We start from the raw sequence: 15,658 nt of genomic DNA on the forward strand, positions 1-15,658 counted from the left end.
TATATGCGGTCCGTCGCGCCACAAGGCGCATGGGAAGAGAGACGGAAATGATCTTTATACAAGGCTTTGGACGCATTCTGGCGACGCTTGCGGTCGCGGTGATGGTGATGATGACGGTGGTGGACGTGGCGGAGGCCCGCCGCGCCGGCGGCGGTTTCGGCAGCCGCGGCAGCCGCACCTTCTCGACGCCCTCGACGACGCGCACCGCACCGACGGATGCCCAGCCGATCGACCGCACCATGACGCGCCAGCAGTCGGCCCAGCCCTCCGCCGGCCGCAACGCCACGGCCACCAATCCGCGCCCCGGCCTCTTCGGCGGATTCGGCGGCACGCTGCTCGGCGGCCTGATGCTCGGCGGCCTCGTCGGCATGCTGCTCGGCCAGGGCCTCGGCGGCGGCATCGGCTTCCTCGGCCTGATCCTGCAGGTGCTGCTGATCGCCGGCCTCTTCCTGTTCCTGCGCCGCATGTTCGCGCAGAAGAACGCGCCCGCCTATGCCGGCGCCGCCCATGCCCGCAACGCCGCGCCGAACAACGGCCCGGACTTCAAGATCCCGAGCATCGGCGGCGGCAGCCGCCAGGCCACGCCGCAGCCGAAGGGCGGCGACGAGATCGGCATCAAGCAGGCCGACCTCGAACAGTTCGAGAGCATGCTGAAGGAGCTGCAGGCAGCCTATGCGGCAGAGGATTTCCGCACGCTGCGCCAGATCACCACGCCGGAGGCGATGTCCTATCTCGCCGAGGAGCTCGGCGACAACGCCACCCAGGGCCTGAAGAACGAGGTGCGCGACATCCATCTCGTGCAGGGCGACATTGCCGAGGCCTGGCGTGAAGGCGCCGACGAATACGCCACCGTCGCCATGCGCTACGAGAGCATCGACGTGATGCGCGACCGCGCGACCGGCGCGCTCGTTTCCGGCGATCCGGACAACCTGACGGAAGCCGTCGAGATCTGGACCTTCGTGCGCCGCAACGGCAGCGACTGGAAGGTCTCGGCCATCCAGGGCGTCGAGAACGCCTGACGGGACGGGCTGCGCGTCGACGTGCGGCCCCTCATCCGCCTGCCGGCACCTTCTCCCCGCAAGCGGGGCGAAGGGGAGCGCCTTGTGGGTTTCCCCAAACAAATGACGTCGCGCTGATTTGGAAAGCCATGCCACTTGCCCCTTCTCCCCGCCTGCGGGGAGAAGGTCGCGGCAGCGGGATGAGGGGCTTTAGCACCCCCCGCATCACCAACCGAACGCATCAAGAAAATCAGATCGTGCCGAGCGTCCAGCCGACGATATCGGCCGTGACCGCGGCGAAGGCCGCGTCGAGCGCCCTCACGAAGGCCGGGTTGCCGGTTCCGCCGACCGGAACCGTCGCGCGAAACACCTTCTGCGCCCGCACCGTGCCGTTGCGGTCGTTGAGCAGCTTTGCGGAGATCTCCACCACCGCCGCATCGGCACCGGCCGTCTGCACCTCGAAGGCGCGGATGTCGGTGACGATCTGGTAGTCGATCGCGAGGCCCTGCCCCGGCATGCCGACGCCGCCGAGGCGGCCGGTGTTCTCGAAGGCCTGCACGAGCTTGGCCTGCACCATCTTGCTCAGGCTGTCGCTCCACTGCGCGCCCGCGAGATACTGGATTTCGGAGGCGGATGGGCGGATGACGATCTGCTCGCCGTCGAGCGCCTTCAGCGCCGAGGGCTGCGGCACGAGGATCTGCCGGCTCCTGACCGAAGGACCGTCGGCGGTGGCGACGGAGGTGAGCGCGAACGTATCGTTCCTGGCCTGCGTGCTGCCGCAGGCGGCGAGCATTGTCGCCAGAACGGCAACGAGCGCGGCGCGCGCCGCAGTCCCGTTCCGCAACAAACCCATACCCGAACCCGTCATGTCGCCCTCAAACCCGTGTACCGGCCTGTGTAGCAGCGGTACGGCATGCTGTCACCGCCGCGCGGACGGACAAATCTGCCATGAACCACCAGCGGTTGGCAGTTGTGGGGATAGGGCCACACCTTGCGGCCGGATCAGCGCCGGTTGCGGCCGTCATACTGCTTGACCGTCTCCCCGCCGAAGAGCAGGCGTTGCGGGTTGCGCTCGAAACCGGAGATCGCGCTGTCGAGATTCTGGATAGTGCGGCGCGTGTCGAGCACCAGCGCCTCGACATCGCGCAGGCCCGAGCCGGAGAATCGCTGCAGCCCGTCGGCGATCGGCCCGATCCGGCCGTTCAGCGTGTCGGCCGCCTGCTTGATCGATTGCAGCGTCGCCTTGGCTTCGGCGAAGAGCGATTCGGAATCCCCCTCGCCGAGGAAGCCGTCGAGCTTGGCGAGCACGCCGTCGACGCGCGTGGAGGCCGCGTTCAGCTTGTTGCTCATCTGCTGCACGTCGGTGATGATCTGGTCGATATCCTCCTCCCGCGCACCGATGCGGTTGGCGACGCCGGTGACGGAGGCGATGGCCTTGCGGGCATCGGCGGTCGCGACCGAAATGTCGTCGATCGCGCCGCCGACCTTCTGCGTATCGACCGCGGCGACGAGGCTGTCGACCTTGTCGAGCGTCACCGTCGCCTGCTTGCCGAAGGTATCGAAGGTCTCCGCCGTCTTGCGGAAGCCTTCGACGGTCGCCTTGATGTCGCCGGAGGCATCGGCGATATCCCTGCTGACCTTGTCGACATTGCCGACGAAATCCTCGACCTTCTTCGGGTCGACCGCCTTGATCAGCGCGTCGACCGAGGCGAGCGTCGAATCGAGCTGGCCGGAAAGATTGCGGAAGGTCTCCGAAAGCCCCCCGACGCTCTGCAGGAATTGATCCACCTTCTCGCCGTTGCGGGCGAGCGCGCCGGAGAACTGCTCGGCATTCTGGATCGTCGTCGTCAGCGGGCCGCGCGCATCGGCGACGAAGCCCTGGATGTCGGTGATCGCGGCATCGGCGCGCTTCAGGATCTTGTCGGCGGTGGACAGGATGTTCGTCACGCTCGACTGTTCCGCCTGCAGCACGGCCGGAACCTCGTTGTCGACGGCCTGGCGCAGGATGTTCGGATCGCCCGCGCTGCCGCCGGAAAGCTCGATATAGGCCGCCCCCGTCAGGCCCTGCACTTCAAGGACCGCGGTCGTGCTCTGCTTGACCGGCGCGCTGGTCGAGACCTCCGTCATGGCGACGGAGAAGCGCGGGTCGTCGGCATCGATGGCAAGGCTGCGCACGGAGCCGACCGGAATGCCATTGAAGCGCACGGGCGAGCCGATGCTGAGGCCGTTCGCCGAACCGGGAATGCGGATCGCAAGCTGCGCCATCTCGCCGCCACGGCCATATTGCGACATCCAGTAGACGAAGACGAAGGCGGCAGCCATGACGAGGACGGTGAAGAAACCGACGAGGGCGTAATTGGCTTTGGTTTCCATGCTTCGGGCTATCCTGCTCGCAGTTCCATCCGCCAGGGCCTGCCGGCCCCGGACACGTCCTCACGTTTTCCGCACGATCGATCGCGCGCGCTTGCCCCGGAAATAGGACTGCACCCAGGGATCGTCAAAGGCCAGCATGTCCTCGATCGTGCCTTCGACCATGACCTTCTTCTGCCCGAGAACGGCGATGCGATCGCAAACCGAAAACAGGCTGTCGAGGTCGTGAGTCACCATATACACGGTCAATCCGAGGGTGTCGCGCAGTTTGGCGATCAGCTCGTCGAATTCCGCCGCACCGATGGGGTCGAGGCCCGAGGTCGGCTCGTCGAGGAAGACGAGGGCCGGGTCGAGCGCCAGCGCGCGGGCCAGCGCCGCACGCTTGATCATGCCGCCCGAAAGCTCGGACGGATATTTGTTCGCCGCCTCCGGGGCGAGGCCCACCAGCTCGATCTTCAGCCGCGCCAGCTCGTCCATCATCGCCTGCGGCAGGTCGAGATATTCGCGCATCGGCACCTGGATGTTCTCCTTGACCGTCAGCGAGGAGAACAGCGCGCCATGCTGGAAGAGCACGCCGAGCTTCATGTCGAGCGCCAGGCGCTCCGCCTCGCTCGCCTTGTCGAAATCCAAGCCGAAGATGCGGATCGTACCCGAGCGGCGGCGCAAGAGGCGCAGCACCGTGCGCATCAGCACCGACTTGCCCGTGCCGGAGGCGCCGACGAAGCCGAGGATCTCGCCGCGGTAGATGTCAAGATTGAGCTTGTCGAGCACGATGTTGCTGCCGAAGCCGACGGTCAGGTCCTTGACCGAGAGCATCACGTCATCCGCCTTTGCCGAAACCTGCTCCATGGATGTCCTCAGAAATCGATCGCGGCGTAGAACATGGCGAAGAGCCCATCGACGAGAATGACGACGAAGATGGACTTCACCACGGCGGCGGTGACGTGGCGGCCGAGCGATTCGGCGCTGCCGCCGACCTTCAGCCCCTCCACCGAGGCGACGATGCCGATGATCAGCGCCATGAACGGCGCCTTGATCATGCCGGACACCACGGTCGACAGGTCGATCGCCTCGCGAAGGCGCGACAGGAAGGTGTCGAAAGTAATGCCGGAATAGGACCAGGCGACGAAGGCGGCCCCGCCGAGGGCGGCGAAGTTGGCGATGATGGTGAGCAGCGGCAGCGCGACCGTCAGCGCCACGAGCCGCGGGAAGACGAGCACGCCGATGGGGCTGAGGCCCATGACCTTCAGCGCGTCGATCTCCTCGCGCATCTTCATCGAGCCGATCTCGGCCGTGATCGCGCTGCCCGAGCGGCCGGCGATCATGATGGCGGTGAGCAGCACGCCGACCTCGCGCAACTGGAGGATGCCGACGAGGTCGACGACGAAAACCTCGGCGCCGAAATAGCGTAGCTGGAAGGCGCCCTGCTGGGCGATGATCGCGCCGATGAGGAAGGACATCAGCAGGATGATCGGCACGGCGCGCACGCCCATATGGTCGATCTGGTGCACGATCGCCGAGGGCGACACGCCGCTGCGGCGGCCAAGCTTCAACTGGGCCCCGCGCACCGCCGAGCCGAGGATGAACATGGCGGCGACCGCATCCTCCCAGATATCCACCACGGTGCGGCCGACGGGCTCGAAGATGCGCTCGAACAGCGTGCCTTTCCCGCCGCCCTCATCGCGCGGCTCGGCAAGCTTTTCCGGCAATGCCGAAATCAGGTCGGCATAGTGCGTGCCCTCGCGGTCGGTGAGGCTCACCGCGCCGCCGCCGCCCTGCCGCTCGGTGATGGCCCGGCGCAGCAGCCAGGCGCCGGCCGTATCCATGGCTGTAACGCCGCCGAGGTCGATTTCCAGGGCGCCGCCCTGCCCGCGGCCGATATCCGCAAGCCGCTTGCTCGCGGCAACCGCGGTCGTGTTCACCCATTCGCCGGAAAGGCGCCAGACCTCCCCGTCCTTGCCGGGCAGCTTTTCGATCGCGATGTCGAGGGGGGAACGGGCGCCGGTCAAGTCTCTTGCATCTTCCCGTGCTTGGGACAACATGCGCCTGTCTTACCGGCTCGCCGCCCGTCTGTCACCGAACGAACCCGCAAAAGCCCCTTCCCGCCGCGATTTTTTCAAGCCTGCCAGGATCAGTCCCATGCGCCGCACAATGCTCGCCACCGCCGAAAGCTTCCCGATTGCCGGCACATTCACCATTTCCCGCGGCGCCAAGACGACGGCCGAGGTGGTCACCTGCACGATCAAGGGCTCCGGCCTTTCCGGACGCGGCGAATGCGTTCCCTATGCGCGCTACGGCGAATCGGTCGCCGGCGTGCTTGCCGCCATCGAGGACATGCGCGGCGCCGTGGAGGATGGCATGGGCCGCGAGGAACTGGCGCGGATCATGCCCGCGGGCGCGGCGCGCAACGCCATCGACTGCGCGCTGTGGGACCTCGAAGCGAAGCTGTCCGGCGTGCCGACCTGGCAGGTGATCAACGCCGCGCCGCCGCAGGAGCTCGTCACCGCCTACACGCTCTCCCTCGGCGAGCCCGAGGCGATGCAGCGGCAGGCGGCGCAGGAGGCGGGCCGGCCCCTGCTCAAGGTCAAGGTCGGCACGGCGGACGATGCCGCCCGCATCCGCGCGGTGCGCGCCGGCGCGCCGGAAAGCGCCATCATCCTCGATGCCAACGAGGGCTGGACGCCGGAAAACCTCGCCCATCACCTCGCCCTGTGCGCCGAGGCGCGCATCGCCCTCGTCGAGCAGCCGCTTCCGGCCGGAAACGATTCGGCGCTGCGCGACCTTGCCCGCCCCGTCCCGATCTGCGCCGACGAGAGCGTGCACCGCACGCAGGACGTCAAGAGCCTCATCGACCGCTACGACGCGATCAACATCAAGCTCGACAAGGCCGGCGGGCTGACGGAGGCGCTGGCGCTACGCGAGGCGGCGAAGGAGCACGGGCTGAAGATCATGGTGGGCTGCATGGTCGGCACGTCGCTCGGCATGGCGCCGGCCGTGCTGCTCGCGCAGGGCGCCGATTTCGTCGATCTCGACGGCCCCCTGCTGCTTGCCCGCGACCGGGAGCCGGGCCTCCGCTACGAAGGCTCGACCGTCTATCCGCCGGACGCCGCGCTCTGGGGCTGAGCGCGCGGCGCGACGACGCGCCCGGCAATGACCGAGAGGAGGCCGGCCGCGGCGACGAGCGACATCAGGTAGAAGCCCTGGACGCCGTACCAGCTATAGGCATAGCCCGAAACGAAGGTGGCGAGCGCGGTGAAGACGCCGGTATAGAAGAAATAGAGCCCCTGCGCGGCCGCCTCCTGCTCCTCCGCCACGCGCTCCACGAGCCGGCTCTGCGCGCTCATATGGATGAGCGCATAGGTGAAGGCGTGCAGACATTGCAGCGCGAAATAGCCGGCGAAGGACATGTCCATCGGAAAGAGAACCCAGCGGCCGACCGCCACGGCGCCGCCGACCATCATCATGGACCAGAGATCGAAGCGCCGCCGCAACTGGACGGCGAAGAGGAAGAAGACCACTTCGGCCAGCACGCCGGCGCTCCACAGGATGCCGACGTCCACGCCGCTGAACCCCATCTTCTGCCAGTAGATCGCCGAGAAGGCGAACAGCATGGCGTGGCTCGCATTGACGAGCGAGACGCCGATCAGCATGAGCTGCACATCCGCCTGCCGCAGCGTGCTCTTCGTCGGCATGGTGGCGATCGCCGCGATCGGCGACGGGCGGCGCGGCTTGCCGATCCGCGGCGCGATCACCGCGCCGAGCACGGTCAGCACGAAGGCGACGGCCATGGCCGGCAGCACCATGGCGCCGCCGTAGAGGCCGGCGAGCCAGCCGCCGATCATCGTCGCGACGATGAAGGCGAGCGAGCCCCAGAGGCGCATCTTGCCATAGTCGAAATTCCAGCGCCGCACGCCGGACAGCATGATCGCCTCGGTGATCGGCACATAGGGCGAATAGACCGCGCCCTGCAGCGTATAGAGCAGCAGCACCGGCCAGAAGGACCCGGTCGCAAAGAGCGCGAGCGCCGTCAGAAGCGACAGCAGCGCCGACCAGAGCAGCACGATGGAACGCTCGCCGATCCGGTCCGCGATGATGCCGGCCACGGGCGCCGTGAAGACGCGCACGAACATCGGCACGGCGAGGACGATGCCGATCTGGAAATCGCTCATCGACAGCGTTTCCAGCCAGACCGGAAAGAACGGCAGGGCAATGCCGTTGACCATCATCGGCGCGCAGAAGACGAGAGCGATGCGCGCGGCAAAGAACGGCGGCGCGCCGGCGGTCACGGTAAAACCGGAGGGGGCATTCATTGGCGGGGAACCTGCATTGGAACGCCATCCGCTCTATCATGCCGATGTACGTACGCCAATCCGCTATTTCTGCCCGCCGGCGGGAATGCCGGATTTGTGAAAGCCGGCTAAGCGCATCGCGATCTTTCAGCTTCGCACCTTGCGCGCCGGCTCCCTGCCTGTTGCCCGTGTCGTTGCCGCAAAACCGCCGTGCACTCTGCGCGGCAGGCTCAGGCGGCCTCCGGCTCCCGGGTCTCGATCGCCAGCATCCGGCGCGAGACCGGAACCACCTCGGCGGGGTTGGCCGCGAGCTTCTGCCAGGTGATCAGTTCCATCTCGCCGTCATGGTGCTCGGCGATCGCCGTGCAGCTTTCCACCCAGTCGCCGCTGTTGATGTAGCGGATGCCGTCGATCTCGGTGATGACGGCATGGTGGATGTGGCCGCAGATCACGCCGTCGGCATCATGGCGCCGCGCCTCGTCGACGACGACCTTCTGGAACTCGCCGATGAAGTTCACCGCCGTCTTCACCTGCTGCTTGGCCCAGGAGGAGAAGGACCAGTACGGCAGGCCGAGCCGGCGGCGGATGGCGGCGAAGACGACGTTGATGGCGATGGCCGCGTCATAGGCCCAGTCGCCGAGATAGGCGACGACGCGGGCATGGCGCACGACGACGTCGAACTCGTCGCCATGCAGCACGAGGTAGCGCTTGCCGTCTGCCGCCTCGTGGATGATGCGGTCGGCCACTTCCACACCGCCGAAATGGGTGCCGGGAAAGTCGCGCAGGAATTCGTCGTGGTTGCCGGGAATGTAGATGATGCGCGTGCCCTTGCGCGCCTTGCGCAGGAGCTTCTGCGTGACGTCGTTGAAGGCCTGCGGCCAGTACCAGTTGCGCTTCAGGCGCCAGCCGTCGACGATGTCGCCGACGAGCACGATCGTCTCGGCTTCATGATGCCGCAGGAAGTCGATCAGGAAGTCCGCCTTGGCCGCCTTCGATCCCAGATGCACGTCCGAGATGAACAGCGTGCGGAAGTGGCGGACATTGGGGTCGGCAAGGGTCGCAGTCATGCGTCTTTCTCCGGGTGGCCGGCCGCCGCGGTGGTCGTCGGAAAGGGCGGCTTTCATCCCGTTGAAAACCAGACTCCTGTTTCAGATTGATGACACACCTATGCCTTTTTCGACGGCAAATAGGCATTGCACAGGCCGCTGATTGCGGCTTTATGGAAGACTCGGAAAACCTCACGTCGCGGCGTTTCGCAGAGCGAAGGGCCGCAACGAAAACAGCATATGGCAGGGAGCATCATGAGCACGGGTGACAAATCGCGGACGCAGGACGGTCCGGCAAGCGGCGACATCGACCAGCAGGCCCTCTTCTTCCACCGCCACCCCCGCCCCGGCAAGCTCGAGATCAACCCGACCAAGCCGCTCGGCAACCAGCGCGACCTGGCGCTCGCCTATTCGCCGGGTGTCGCCGCCCCCTGCATCGCCATCCGCGACGATCCGCAGACCGCCGCCGACTACACGGCCCGCGCCAACCTCGTCGCCGTCGTCTCCAACGGCACGGCCGTGCTCGGCCTCGGCAATATCGGCCCGCTCGCCTCCAAGCCCGTGATGGAGGGCAAGGCGGTGCTCTTCAAGAAGTTCGCCGGCATCGACGTCTTCGACATCGAGATCGACGCCCCGACCGTCGACGAGATGGTCAGCGTCGTCTCCGCGCTGGAGCCGACCTTCGGCGGCATCAACCTCGAAGACATCAAGGCGCCGGAATGTTTCGAGGTGGAGCGCCAGTTGCGCGAGAAGATGGACATCCCCGTCTTCCACGACGACCAGCACGGCACGGCGATCATCGTCGCCGCCGCGGTCCTCAACGGCCTGGAGCTCGCCGGCAAGGCGCTGTCGGACGCCAAGATCGTCGCCTCGGGCGCGGGCGCGGCCGCGCTCGCCTGCCTCAACCAGCTCGTCTCGCTCGGCGCGAAGGTCGAGAACATCTGGGTGCACGACATCGAAGGCGTGGTCTACAAGGGCCGCGAGGCCCTGATGGACCAGTGGAAGAGCGTCTATGCGCAGGAGACGGACAAGCGCCAGCTCTCCGAGACCATCGACGACGCCGACGTCTTCCTCGGCCTTTCGGCCGCCGGCGTGCTGAAGCCGGAACTGCTCGCCCGCATGGCGGAAAAGCCGCTGATCATGGCGCTCGCCAACCCGACGCCGGAGATCATGCCCGAGGAGGCGCGCGCCGCCCGCCCGGACGCGATGATCTGCACCGGCCGCTCCGACTTCCCCAACCAGGTCAACAACGTCCTCTGCTTCCCCTACATCTTCCGCGGCGCGCTCGATTGCGGCGCGCGCACGATCAACGAGGAGATGAAGATGGCCGCCGTGCGCGCCATCGCCTCCCTCGCCCGCGAGGAAGTGTCCGACGTCGCCGCCCGCGCCTATTCCGGCGAAACACCGAGCTTCGGGCCGAACTACCTCATCCCCTCGCCCTTCGACCAGCGCCTCATCCTGCGCATCGCGCCGGCCGTCGCGCGCGCGGCCGCCGAAACCGGCGTGGCGACGCGCCCGATCACCGATTTCGACGCCTATCTCGACCAGCTCAACCGCTTCGTCTGGCGCTCGGGCTTCATCATGAAGCCGATCTTCGCCGCCGCGAAGAACGCCGCCAAGAAGCGCGTGATCTTTGCCGAAGGCGAGGACGAGCGCGTGCTGCGCGCCGCCCAGGTGCTGCTGGAGGAGGACATCGCCAAGCCGATCCTCATCGGCCGCCCGCAGATCATCGAAACGCGCCTCAAGCGCTACGGCCTGCGCATCCGCCCGCAGGCGGACTTCGAGGTGGTGAACCCCGAGGACGATCCGCGCTACCGCGACTATGTCGACGACTATTTCCGCATCGTCGGCCGCCGCGGCGTCATTCCGGAAGCCGCGCGCACCATCGTGCGCACCAACCAGACGGTCATCGGCGCGCTCGCCCTCAAGCGTGGCGAGGCCGATGCGCTGATCTGCGGCGTCGAGGGGCGTTATGCCAAGCACCTGCGCGATGTCAGCCAGATCATCGGCAAGAAGGAGGGCGTGCTCGACTTCTCCGCGCTCAGCCTGCTGATCTCGCAGCGTGGCGCCACCTTCTTCACCGACACCTATGTCACCTTCGACCCGACGGCCGAGGAAGTGGCACAGATGACGGTGATGGCCGCGCAGGAGATCCGCCGCTTCGGCATCACGCCCCGCGCCGCCCTCGTCTCCCATTCGAACTTCGGCTCGCGCGATTCCGACAGCGCCTTCAAGATGCGCCGCGCCATGGAGATGGTGCACGAGATGGACCCGACGCTGGAGGCGGACGGCGAAATGCACGGCGATGCCGCGATCTCCGAGGCCCTGCGCCAGCGCGTCATGCCGAACTCGACGCTGTCCGGCGAGGCCAACCTCCTGGTCTTCCCCAATCTCGACGCCGCCAACATCACGCTCGGCGTGGTCAAGACCATGACGGACAGCCTGCATGTCGGCCCGATCCTGCTCGGCGCCGCCATGCCCGCCCATATCCTCTCGCCGTCGGTCACCTCGCGCGGCGTGGTGAACATGGCCGCGCTTGCCGTGGTGGAAGCCTCCAACCCGGCCTGACCGGTCATCCTAGAGCAATTCCAGCAAAAGTGCGTAGCGGTTTTGCGTCCGGAATTGCGTAAAAACAAACAGATAGATCGTTTTCGCGATTCGAAGAAAAGCGGAAATGCTCTAGCCTTACGAAACGGCCGCCGCCTCGGCGGCCGTCTTCATTTGCGGCGCCGGGCGCCTGGCATCCCGCGCCTCCCACCAGTCGCCGAGCGCATCGACCAGCGGCAGCAGCGTCAGGCCGGATGGCGTGAGGTCGTATTCGACCCGCAGCGGATAGCCGTCGAACACCGTCCGCCGCACGATGCCGGCCTTTTCCAGCTTGCGCAGTTCCAGCGTCAGGATGCGGTGCGAGACGGTCGGGTTGTCGCGCCTGAGGTCGCTGAAGCGCTTCGTGCCGTCCTTCAGGTAGTAGATCAGCAGGGTCGGCCAGCGGCCGCTCAGCACCTGCATGACCTCCTCGATCGGGCAACGGGAAACGAGATCCTTCATGGCGGGCTCCGGCGTGGTGACAAAAATGTGCGTAATTTACATGGGGGCCGGCAAGGCTTAGGTCCAGTGTCGCTGCGCAGCGTGGTCAACAGAAATCACGGAGAAGAACATTGGAACCGATCCTCGTCTACGGCTTCCCCGCCGGAAGCTCCATGGGCCTCGTCGCCGCGCTGGAATGGCTGGGAAAGCCCTATCGCCTCTGCCGCGTCGACATGCTGGGCGAAATGCGCGACCCTTCCTATGCCCGCCTCAACGCCCGGCACGAAACGCCCGCCCTCGTCACCGATGACGGCCGGGTGATCACCGAGACCATGGCCATCGCCCACTGGATCGCCGCACGCGACACGGAACGGCGCGTCAGCTTCGATCCCGCAACGCCGGAGGCCGACCGCATGGTCCAGCTCATGGCCTATATCAACACCGGCTTCACCGGCGCCTTCAGCCCGCTCTGGGCGGCGCTCGAACTGGAGACGCCGGACCCGGTGCTGGAGGATTCGCTCCGCCGCTGGGGCCGCAAGGGCGTCATCGAGCGGCACGACAAGCTGGAGGCGATGCTCGGGGACACGCCTTACCTTGCCGGCGACCGGCCGACGCTGGCGGACGGCGTGCTCATCGGCGTCGCCCGGTGGCTCGATTACCACGCGGTCGCCCCGGCGAGCCGCTGGCCCCGCATCGCGGCCATCCGCGGCCGGCTGGAGGCCGACCCTGCCGTCGTGTTCGCCACCGCGCTGGAAAGCGGCGAGACGCCGGCCGGCGCGGGCGCCTTCAAGGGCCATGTGCCGCTTGCCGAGGTCATCGCGCGCTACGGCAAGGCTTGAAGACGAAAGGCCGGGCGGCAAGCCCGGCCTCCCTATTGTCCCGCCGAAAGCGCCAGCCGGCGCGTCATGCCGATCGCCGCAAGAAACGCCTCGTCGTGGCTGACGACGAGGAGCGCGCCGTCATAGGCCCGCAGCCCCGCCTCCACCGCCTCGATCGAATCGATGTCCAGATGGTTCGTCGGCTCGTCGAGGATCAGCAGCGCCGGCGGCGTGGCTCCGCCGAGCACGCAGGCAAGGCCGGCGCGCAGGAGCTGCCCGCCCGAAAGGCTGCCGGTGACCTGCAGGGCGGCATCCGCGCGGAACATGAACCGCGCCAGCGCCGCCCGGCAGGCATTCTCGCCGGCCTCGGGATTGATCCGGCGAAAATTGTCGCGGATCGACAGGACCGGGTCGAGCAGGCTCACCTTCTGGTCGAGCATGGCGGCGTCCGCAAGGAGCCGCACGCTGCCCTGCCAGGGGGCGAGCGCGCCGGTGACGAGCGCCAGCAAGGTCGTCTTGCCAGAACCGTTCGGCCCCGTCACGGCCACCCGCTCCGGCCCGGTCATGGTGAAGGACAGGTCGCGGATGACCGGGTGATCCGCCCGGTACCCGGCGGTGACGCCGTCGATCCGGAGCACCGTCCTGCCGGCGGCCAGATGCGTCGGCGGCACGGCGACGGTCAGCGGCTGGAGGATCTCGATGCGCTCGCGCGCCGCCGCCACCGCCTCGCCCGCCTGCGCCTGCCGGTTTTCCGCCAGCCGCGCATTGGCGCCGCCCGTCAGTTCGCTGCGCTCCTTCATGGCGCCCAGCATGATGCGCGGAATGTCGCCGCGCGCCCGCTTGCGGCGGCCGGCGCTGTCCTTGCGCGCCTTGCGCTCGGCGACGACCTGCATGGTGCGCGCCACCTCGGCGGCATGTTTTTCCGCATCCGCAAGGTCGCGATGGGCGGCGGCAAGCTCCAGCATCTTGCGTTCGCGATAGGCGCTCCAGTTGCCGCCATAGCGGGTCGCGCCGAGCGTCGTCAGCTCCACGATGGCATCCATGGTCTCCAGCAGCGCGCGGTCGTGGCTGACGACGATCGCCCCGCCCGCCAGCCGGCGAGCAGGTCGATGACCGCCTGCTGCCCGTCCCGGTCGAGATTGTTCGTCGGCTCGTCGAGCAGCAGGAAGTCGGGCTCGCGGAAGATGAGGGCGGCAAGCGCCGCGCGGGTGCGCTGTCCGCCGGAAAGGGCGGCAAGCGGCGTCTGCGGCTCCGCCTCCAGCCCGACGCGGGCAAGCGCGGCGGCAAGCCGCGCCTCCAGCGTCCAGTCCGCATCGGCAAGGGCGTCGGCATCCGCCTCCCCGCGCGCGGCGCGGGAAAGCAGGTCGAGCGCCTCGACGATGCCGAACAGGCTGGCGACGGTTTCCTGCGGGCTGATCTGCACGCTCTGGCGCAGGAGCCCGAGCGTGCCGTTCACGGTGACGCTGCCGGCCTGCGGCACCAGCGCGCCGGTGACGAGCTTCAGCAGCGTCGTCTTGCCGACGCCGTTGCGGCCGATGAGGCCGGCGCGCTCGGCGCCGAAGGTCAGGTCGAGATCGGAAAGGAGGGTGTGGCCGTCAGGCGTGGACCACCGGATTTTCGAAAGGGTAATGGAATGCGGCATGGATACGGATTTCCCCGAGGACAAAACGAAGTCGGTTTGCGGTCGGGTTGAAATCCATGGTGCACCATCCGGTCGGCATTGCGTTGCCGGAAATCTAGGGACGGACCGGCCGCGTTGCAAGGGCGGCGACCGCTTCGTCCTGTCTTGAGGCTCAGGCCGAGGGCTGTTTCAGCCGCTTCGACCACTCATCGGCCTTGCCCCTGCCGGCATCCTTCCAGGGCGAGCCCTTGAGGCCGAGTTTGCCGCGCAGCCCCATGGCCGAGATGATCAGCCGGTTCATGCCGGAGGCGATGAAGGGCAGCGAGGCGATGTGCAGGCCGGTGAACGGCAGGAAGGGATTGCGGCGCAGCGAGCCGTAGATCTCGATGCGCGTCGTCGTCTTGTAGCTCGGGCTGCGGGCATGGAAGCCGTGCGTGTCGGCGACGATCAAGGTGTTCGCCTTCACCGTCATCTTGACCGGCTGGCCGTAGCCCAGCGCCGTCAGCTCGTCCGGCATGATGCGCAGCGAGCCGCGCGCGGAATACTTGTTCTCGATCGCATCGGCATTCTCGCTGATGCGGCGCTCCCAGGCGAGGCGCTGCGGCGTCATCTCGTGCGAGCCCGGCACATAGGCGAACGGACCGTCCTCTTCGCCGACATCGCGCAGGAAGAGCCAGGCCTTGGCCGTCGGCTGGAACGTGTCGCTGTGCAGCGCGGTCTGCGGATCGGTCGAGCCCTGCGTGACGACGGACGGCAGCGCCATCACCACCTGCACGACGAGCAGCGGCTGGCCGGCATGGGACGAGACGTAGCGCAGGAGATTGGTGATGCGCGGGTCGTTGCGCGCCGCCTTGAAGCCCGGCAGGCTTTCGAGGTCGCTGTCGTCGATGATCGCGCGGCGCGTGACGGTGTCGCCCTGCAGCATGTCGTAGCGCTCGAAATCCCGTTCGGCGATCTCGCGGGTGACCGCCTCGAAGACCTCCGGGGACAGGAAGTTCTCGATCTTCACGAAGCCGTTCTCGGCATATTGCCGGCGGTATTCCGGGGCGACGAGGTTCTCCAGCTTCCTGCGGCGCCAGGCGGCCATGCGCATGGCGAGCGAGACGCGCTTTTCGTGCAGGCCCTTCCGGTTCAGCCATTTGCTGCCGATGATGGGATTGTCCGCGAAGGACTTTGCGCCGGACGCGAGCTGGAGCGCGTACCAGGGGCTGAGCAAGATGGAGGAAATCCGCATGAGTACCTGCCTGCAAGGGCCGGTTCCGCCCGGGGCGGTGCGCGGCAAGGGCGCAGACCGGCTGTTGAGTTTGCCGAGAGTGCTACACCAAGGCCCAGGGGAGATCAATTGCGGGGCACGGCCAAAAAGATGAATACGCAACTCATATTTTGTGCCCGGCGTTAATCACAAATCCGGGAGCACGTTGCGCTTCCCCCGCCACGGCCTATGATATGGGCTGCACATGCGGCCGGATCGCGGCCCATCCACATTCAC

General features: G+C 67.3%; 12 protein-coding genes and 1 pseudogene. 4 read left to right on the plus strand and 9 right to left on the minus strand.

Annotated elements, in window-relative coordinates; translation table 11 throughout:
* Nucleotides 1-47: 47 nt before the first annotated feature.
* Nucleotides 48-1,019 (plus strand): Tim44 domain-containing protein, encoded by a 972-nt coding sequence (locus shn_RS09850; RefSeq protein WP_168168902.1) that lies wholly within the window; start codon nt 48-50, stop codon nt 1,017-1,019.
* 229 nt (nt 1,020-1,248) lie between these two features.
* Here shn_RS09850 and shn_RS09855 read toward each other — a convergent pair whose 3' ends face one another.
* The 4 genes from shn_RS09855 to shn_RS09870 form a co-directional block, all read right to left on the minus strand.
* Nucleotides 1,249-1,851, minus strand: a complete 603-nt coding sequence (locus shn_RS09855) for an ABC-type transport auxiliary lipoprotein family protein (RefSeq protein WP_168168950.1) — start codon at nt 1,849-1,851, stop codon at nt 1,249-1,251.
* Nucleotides 1,852-2,000: 149 nt separating this feature from the next.
* Nucleotides 2,001-3,371, minus strand: coding sequence for an MlaD family protein (locus shn_RS09860; RefSeq protein WP_064330242.1), 1,371 nt, complete (start codon nt 3,369-3,371; stop codon nt 2,001-2,003).
* A 60-nt stretch (nt 3,372-3,431) separates the two neighbouring features.
* Nucleotides 3,432-4,217, minus strand: a complete 786-nt coding sequence (locus shn_RS09865; protein ID WP_064330243.1) for an ABC transporter ATP-binding protein — start codon at nt 4,215-4,217, stop codon at nt 3,432-3,434.
* Between the two features lie 8 nt (nt 4,218-4,225).
* A complete protein-coding gene (locus shn_RS09870) occupies nt 4,226-5,410 on the minus strand; it encodes an ABC transporter permease (protein ID WP_084437892.1) in 1,185 nt (394 codons plus the stop codon).
* 97 nt (nt 5,411-5,507) lie between these two features.
* On the opposite strand from shn_RS09870, the gene dgcA reads away from it, so the two are divergent.
* Nucleotides 5,508-6,491 (plus strand): N-acetyl-D-Glu racemase DgcA, encoded by a 984-nt coding sequence (dgcA, locus tag shn_RS09875; RefSeq protein WP_064330245.1) that lies wholly within the window; start codon nt 5,508-5,510, stop codon nt 6,489-6,491.
* On the opposite strand, the gene shn_RS09880 is transcribed toward dgcA, so the two are convergent.
* Both shn_RS09880 and shn_RS09885 read right to left on the minus strand, forming a co-directional pair.
* Complete coding sequence (locus tag shn_RS09880) at nt 6,461-7,678, minus strand: MFS transporter (RefSeq protein WP_064330246.1); 1,218 nt, start codon at nt 7,676-7,678, stop codon at nt 6,461-6,463. The two genes, dgcA and shn_RS09880, sit on opposite strands and share 31 nt — an antisense overlap.
* Nucleotides 7,679-7,887: 209 nt before the next feature.
* Complete coding sequence (locus shn_RS09885) at nt 7,888-8,724, minus strand: UDP-2,3-diacylglucosamine diphosphatase (RefSeq protein ID WP_064330247.1); 837 nt, start codon at nt 8,722-8,724, stop codon at nt 7,888-7,890.
* Nucleotides 8,725-8,958: 234 nt separating this feature from the next.
* On the opposite strand from shn_RS09885, the gene shn_RS09890 reads away from it, so the two are divergent.
* Nucleotides 8,959-11,271 (plus strand): NADP-dependent malic enzyme, encoded by a 2,313-nt coding sequence (locus tag shn_RS09890; protein WP_064332520.1) that lies wholly within the window; start codon nt 8,959-8,961, stop codon nt 11,269-11,271.
* 117 nt (nt 11,272-11,388) lie between these two features.
* Here shn_RS09890 and shn_RS09895 read toward each other — a convergent pair whose 3' ends face one another.
* Nucleotides 11,389-11,751, minus strand: a complete 363-nt coding sequence (locus tag shn_RS09895) for a helix-turn-helix domain-containing protein (RefSeq protein ID WP_064330248.1) — start codon at nt 11,749-11,751, stop codon at nt 11,389-11,391.
* 110 nt (nt 11,752-11,861) lie between these two features.
* On the opposite strand from shn_RS09895, the gene shn_RS09900 reads away from it, so the two are divergent.
* Nucleotides 11,862-12,569 (plus strand): glutathione S-transferase family protein, encoded by a 708-nt coding sequence (locus shn_RS09900; protein WP_064330249.1) that lies wholly within the window; start codon nt 11,862-11,864, stop codon nt 12,567-12,569.
* Between the two features lie 32 nt (nt 12,570-12,601).
* On the opposite strand, the pseudogene shn_RS09905 reads toward shn_RS09900, so the two are convergent.
* Both shn_RS09905 and shn_RS09910 read right to left on the minus strand, forming a co-directional pair.
* Nucleotides 12,602-14,190: pseudogene (locus shn_RS09905) on the minus strand (ABC-F family ATP-binding cassette domain-containing protein).
* A gap of 151 nt (nt 14,191-14,341) precedes the next feature.
* Nucleotides 14,342-15,403, minus strand: coding sequence for a phytanoyl-CoA dioxygenase family protein (locus shn_RS09910; RefSeq protein ID WP_064330250.1), 1,062 nt, complete (start codon nt 15,401-15,403; stop codon nt 14,342-14,344).
* Nucleotides 15,404-15,658 lie beyond the last annotated feature (255 nt).

The sequence above is a fragment of the Shinella sp. HZN7 genome (assembly GCF_001652565.1).
Taxonomy (GTDB): Bacteria; Pseudomonadota; Alphaproteobacteria; order Rhizobiales; family Rhizobiaceae; genus Shinella; species Shinella granuli.

Bases quoted from the DNA above. Each gene is read 5' to 3' on its own strand.
- shn_RS09850 (WP_168168902.1), top strand. From the start codon at position 48: ATGATCTTTATACAAGGCTTTGGACGCATTCTGGCGACGCTTGCGGTC.
- shn_RS09855 (WP_168168950.1), bottom strand. From the start codon at position 1,851: ATGGGTTTGTTGCGGAACGGGACTGCGGCGCGCGCCGCGCTCGTTGCC.
- shn_RS09860 (WP_064330242.1), bottom strand. From the start codon at position 3,371: ATGGAAACCAAAGCCAATTACGCCCTCGTCGGTTTCTTCACCGTCCTC.
- shn_RS09865 (WP_064330243.1), bottom strand. From the start codon at position 4,217: ATGGAGCAGGTTTCGGCAAAGGCGGATGACGTGATGCTCTCGGTCAAG.
- shn_RS09870 (WP_084437892.1), bottom strand. From the start codon at position 5,410: ATGTTGTCCCAAGCACGGGAAGATGCAAGAGACTTGACCGGCGCCCGT.
- dgcA (WP_064330245.1), top strand. From the start codon at position 5,508: ATGCGCCGCACAATGCTCGCCACCGCCGAAAGCTTCCCGATTGCCGGC.
- shn_RS09880 (WP_064330246.1), bottom strand. From the start codon at position 7,678: ATGAATGCCCCCTCCGGTTTTACCGTGACCGCCGGCGCGCCGCCGTTC.
- shn_RS09885 (WP_064330247.1), bottom strand. From the start codon at position 8,724: ATGACTGCGACCCTTGCCGACCCCAATGTCCGCCACTTCCGCACGCTG.
- shn_RS09890 (WP_064332520.1), top strand. From the start codon at position 8,959: ATGAGCACGGGTGACAAATCGCGGACGCAGGACGGTCCGGCAAGCGGC.
- shn_RS09895 (WP_064330248.1), bottom strand. From the start codon at position 11,751: ATGAAGGATCTCGTTTCCCGTTGCCCGATCGAGGAGGTCATGCAGGTG.
- shn_RS09910 (WP_064330250.1), bottom strand. From the start codon at position 15,403: ATGCGGATTTCCTCCATCTTGCTCAGCCCCTGGTACGCGCTCCAGCTC.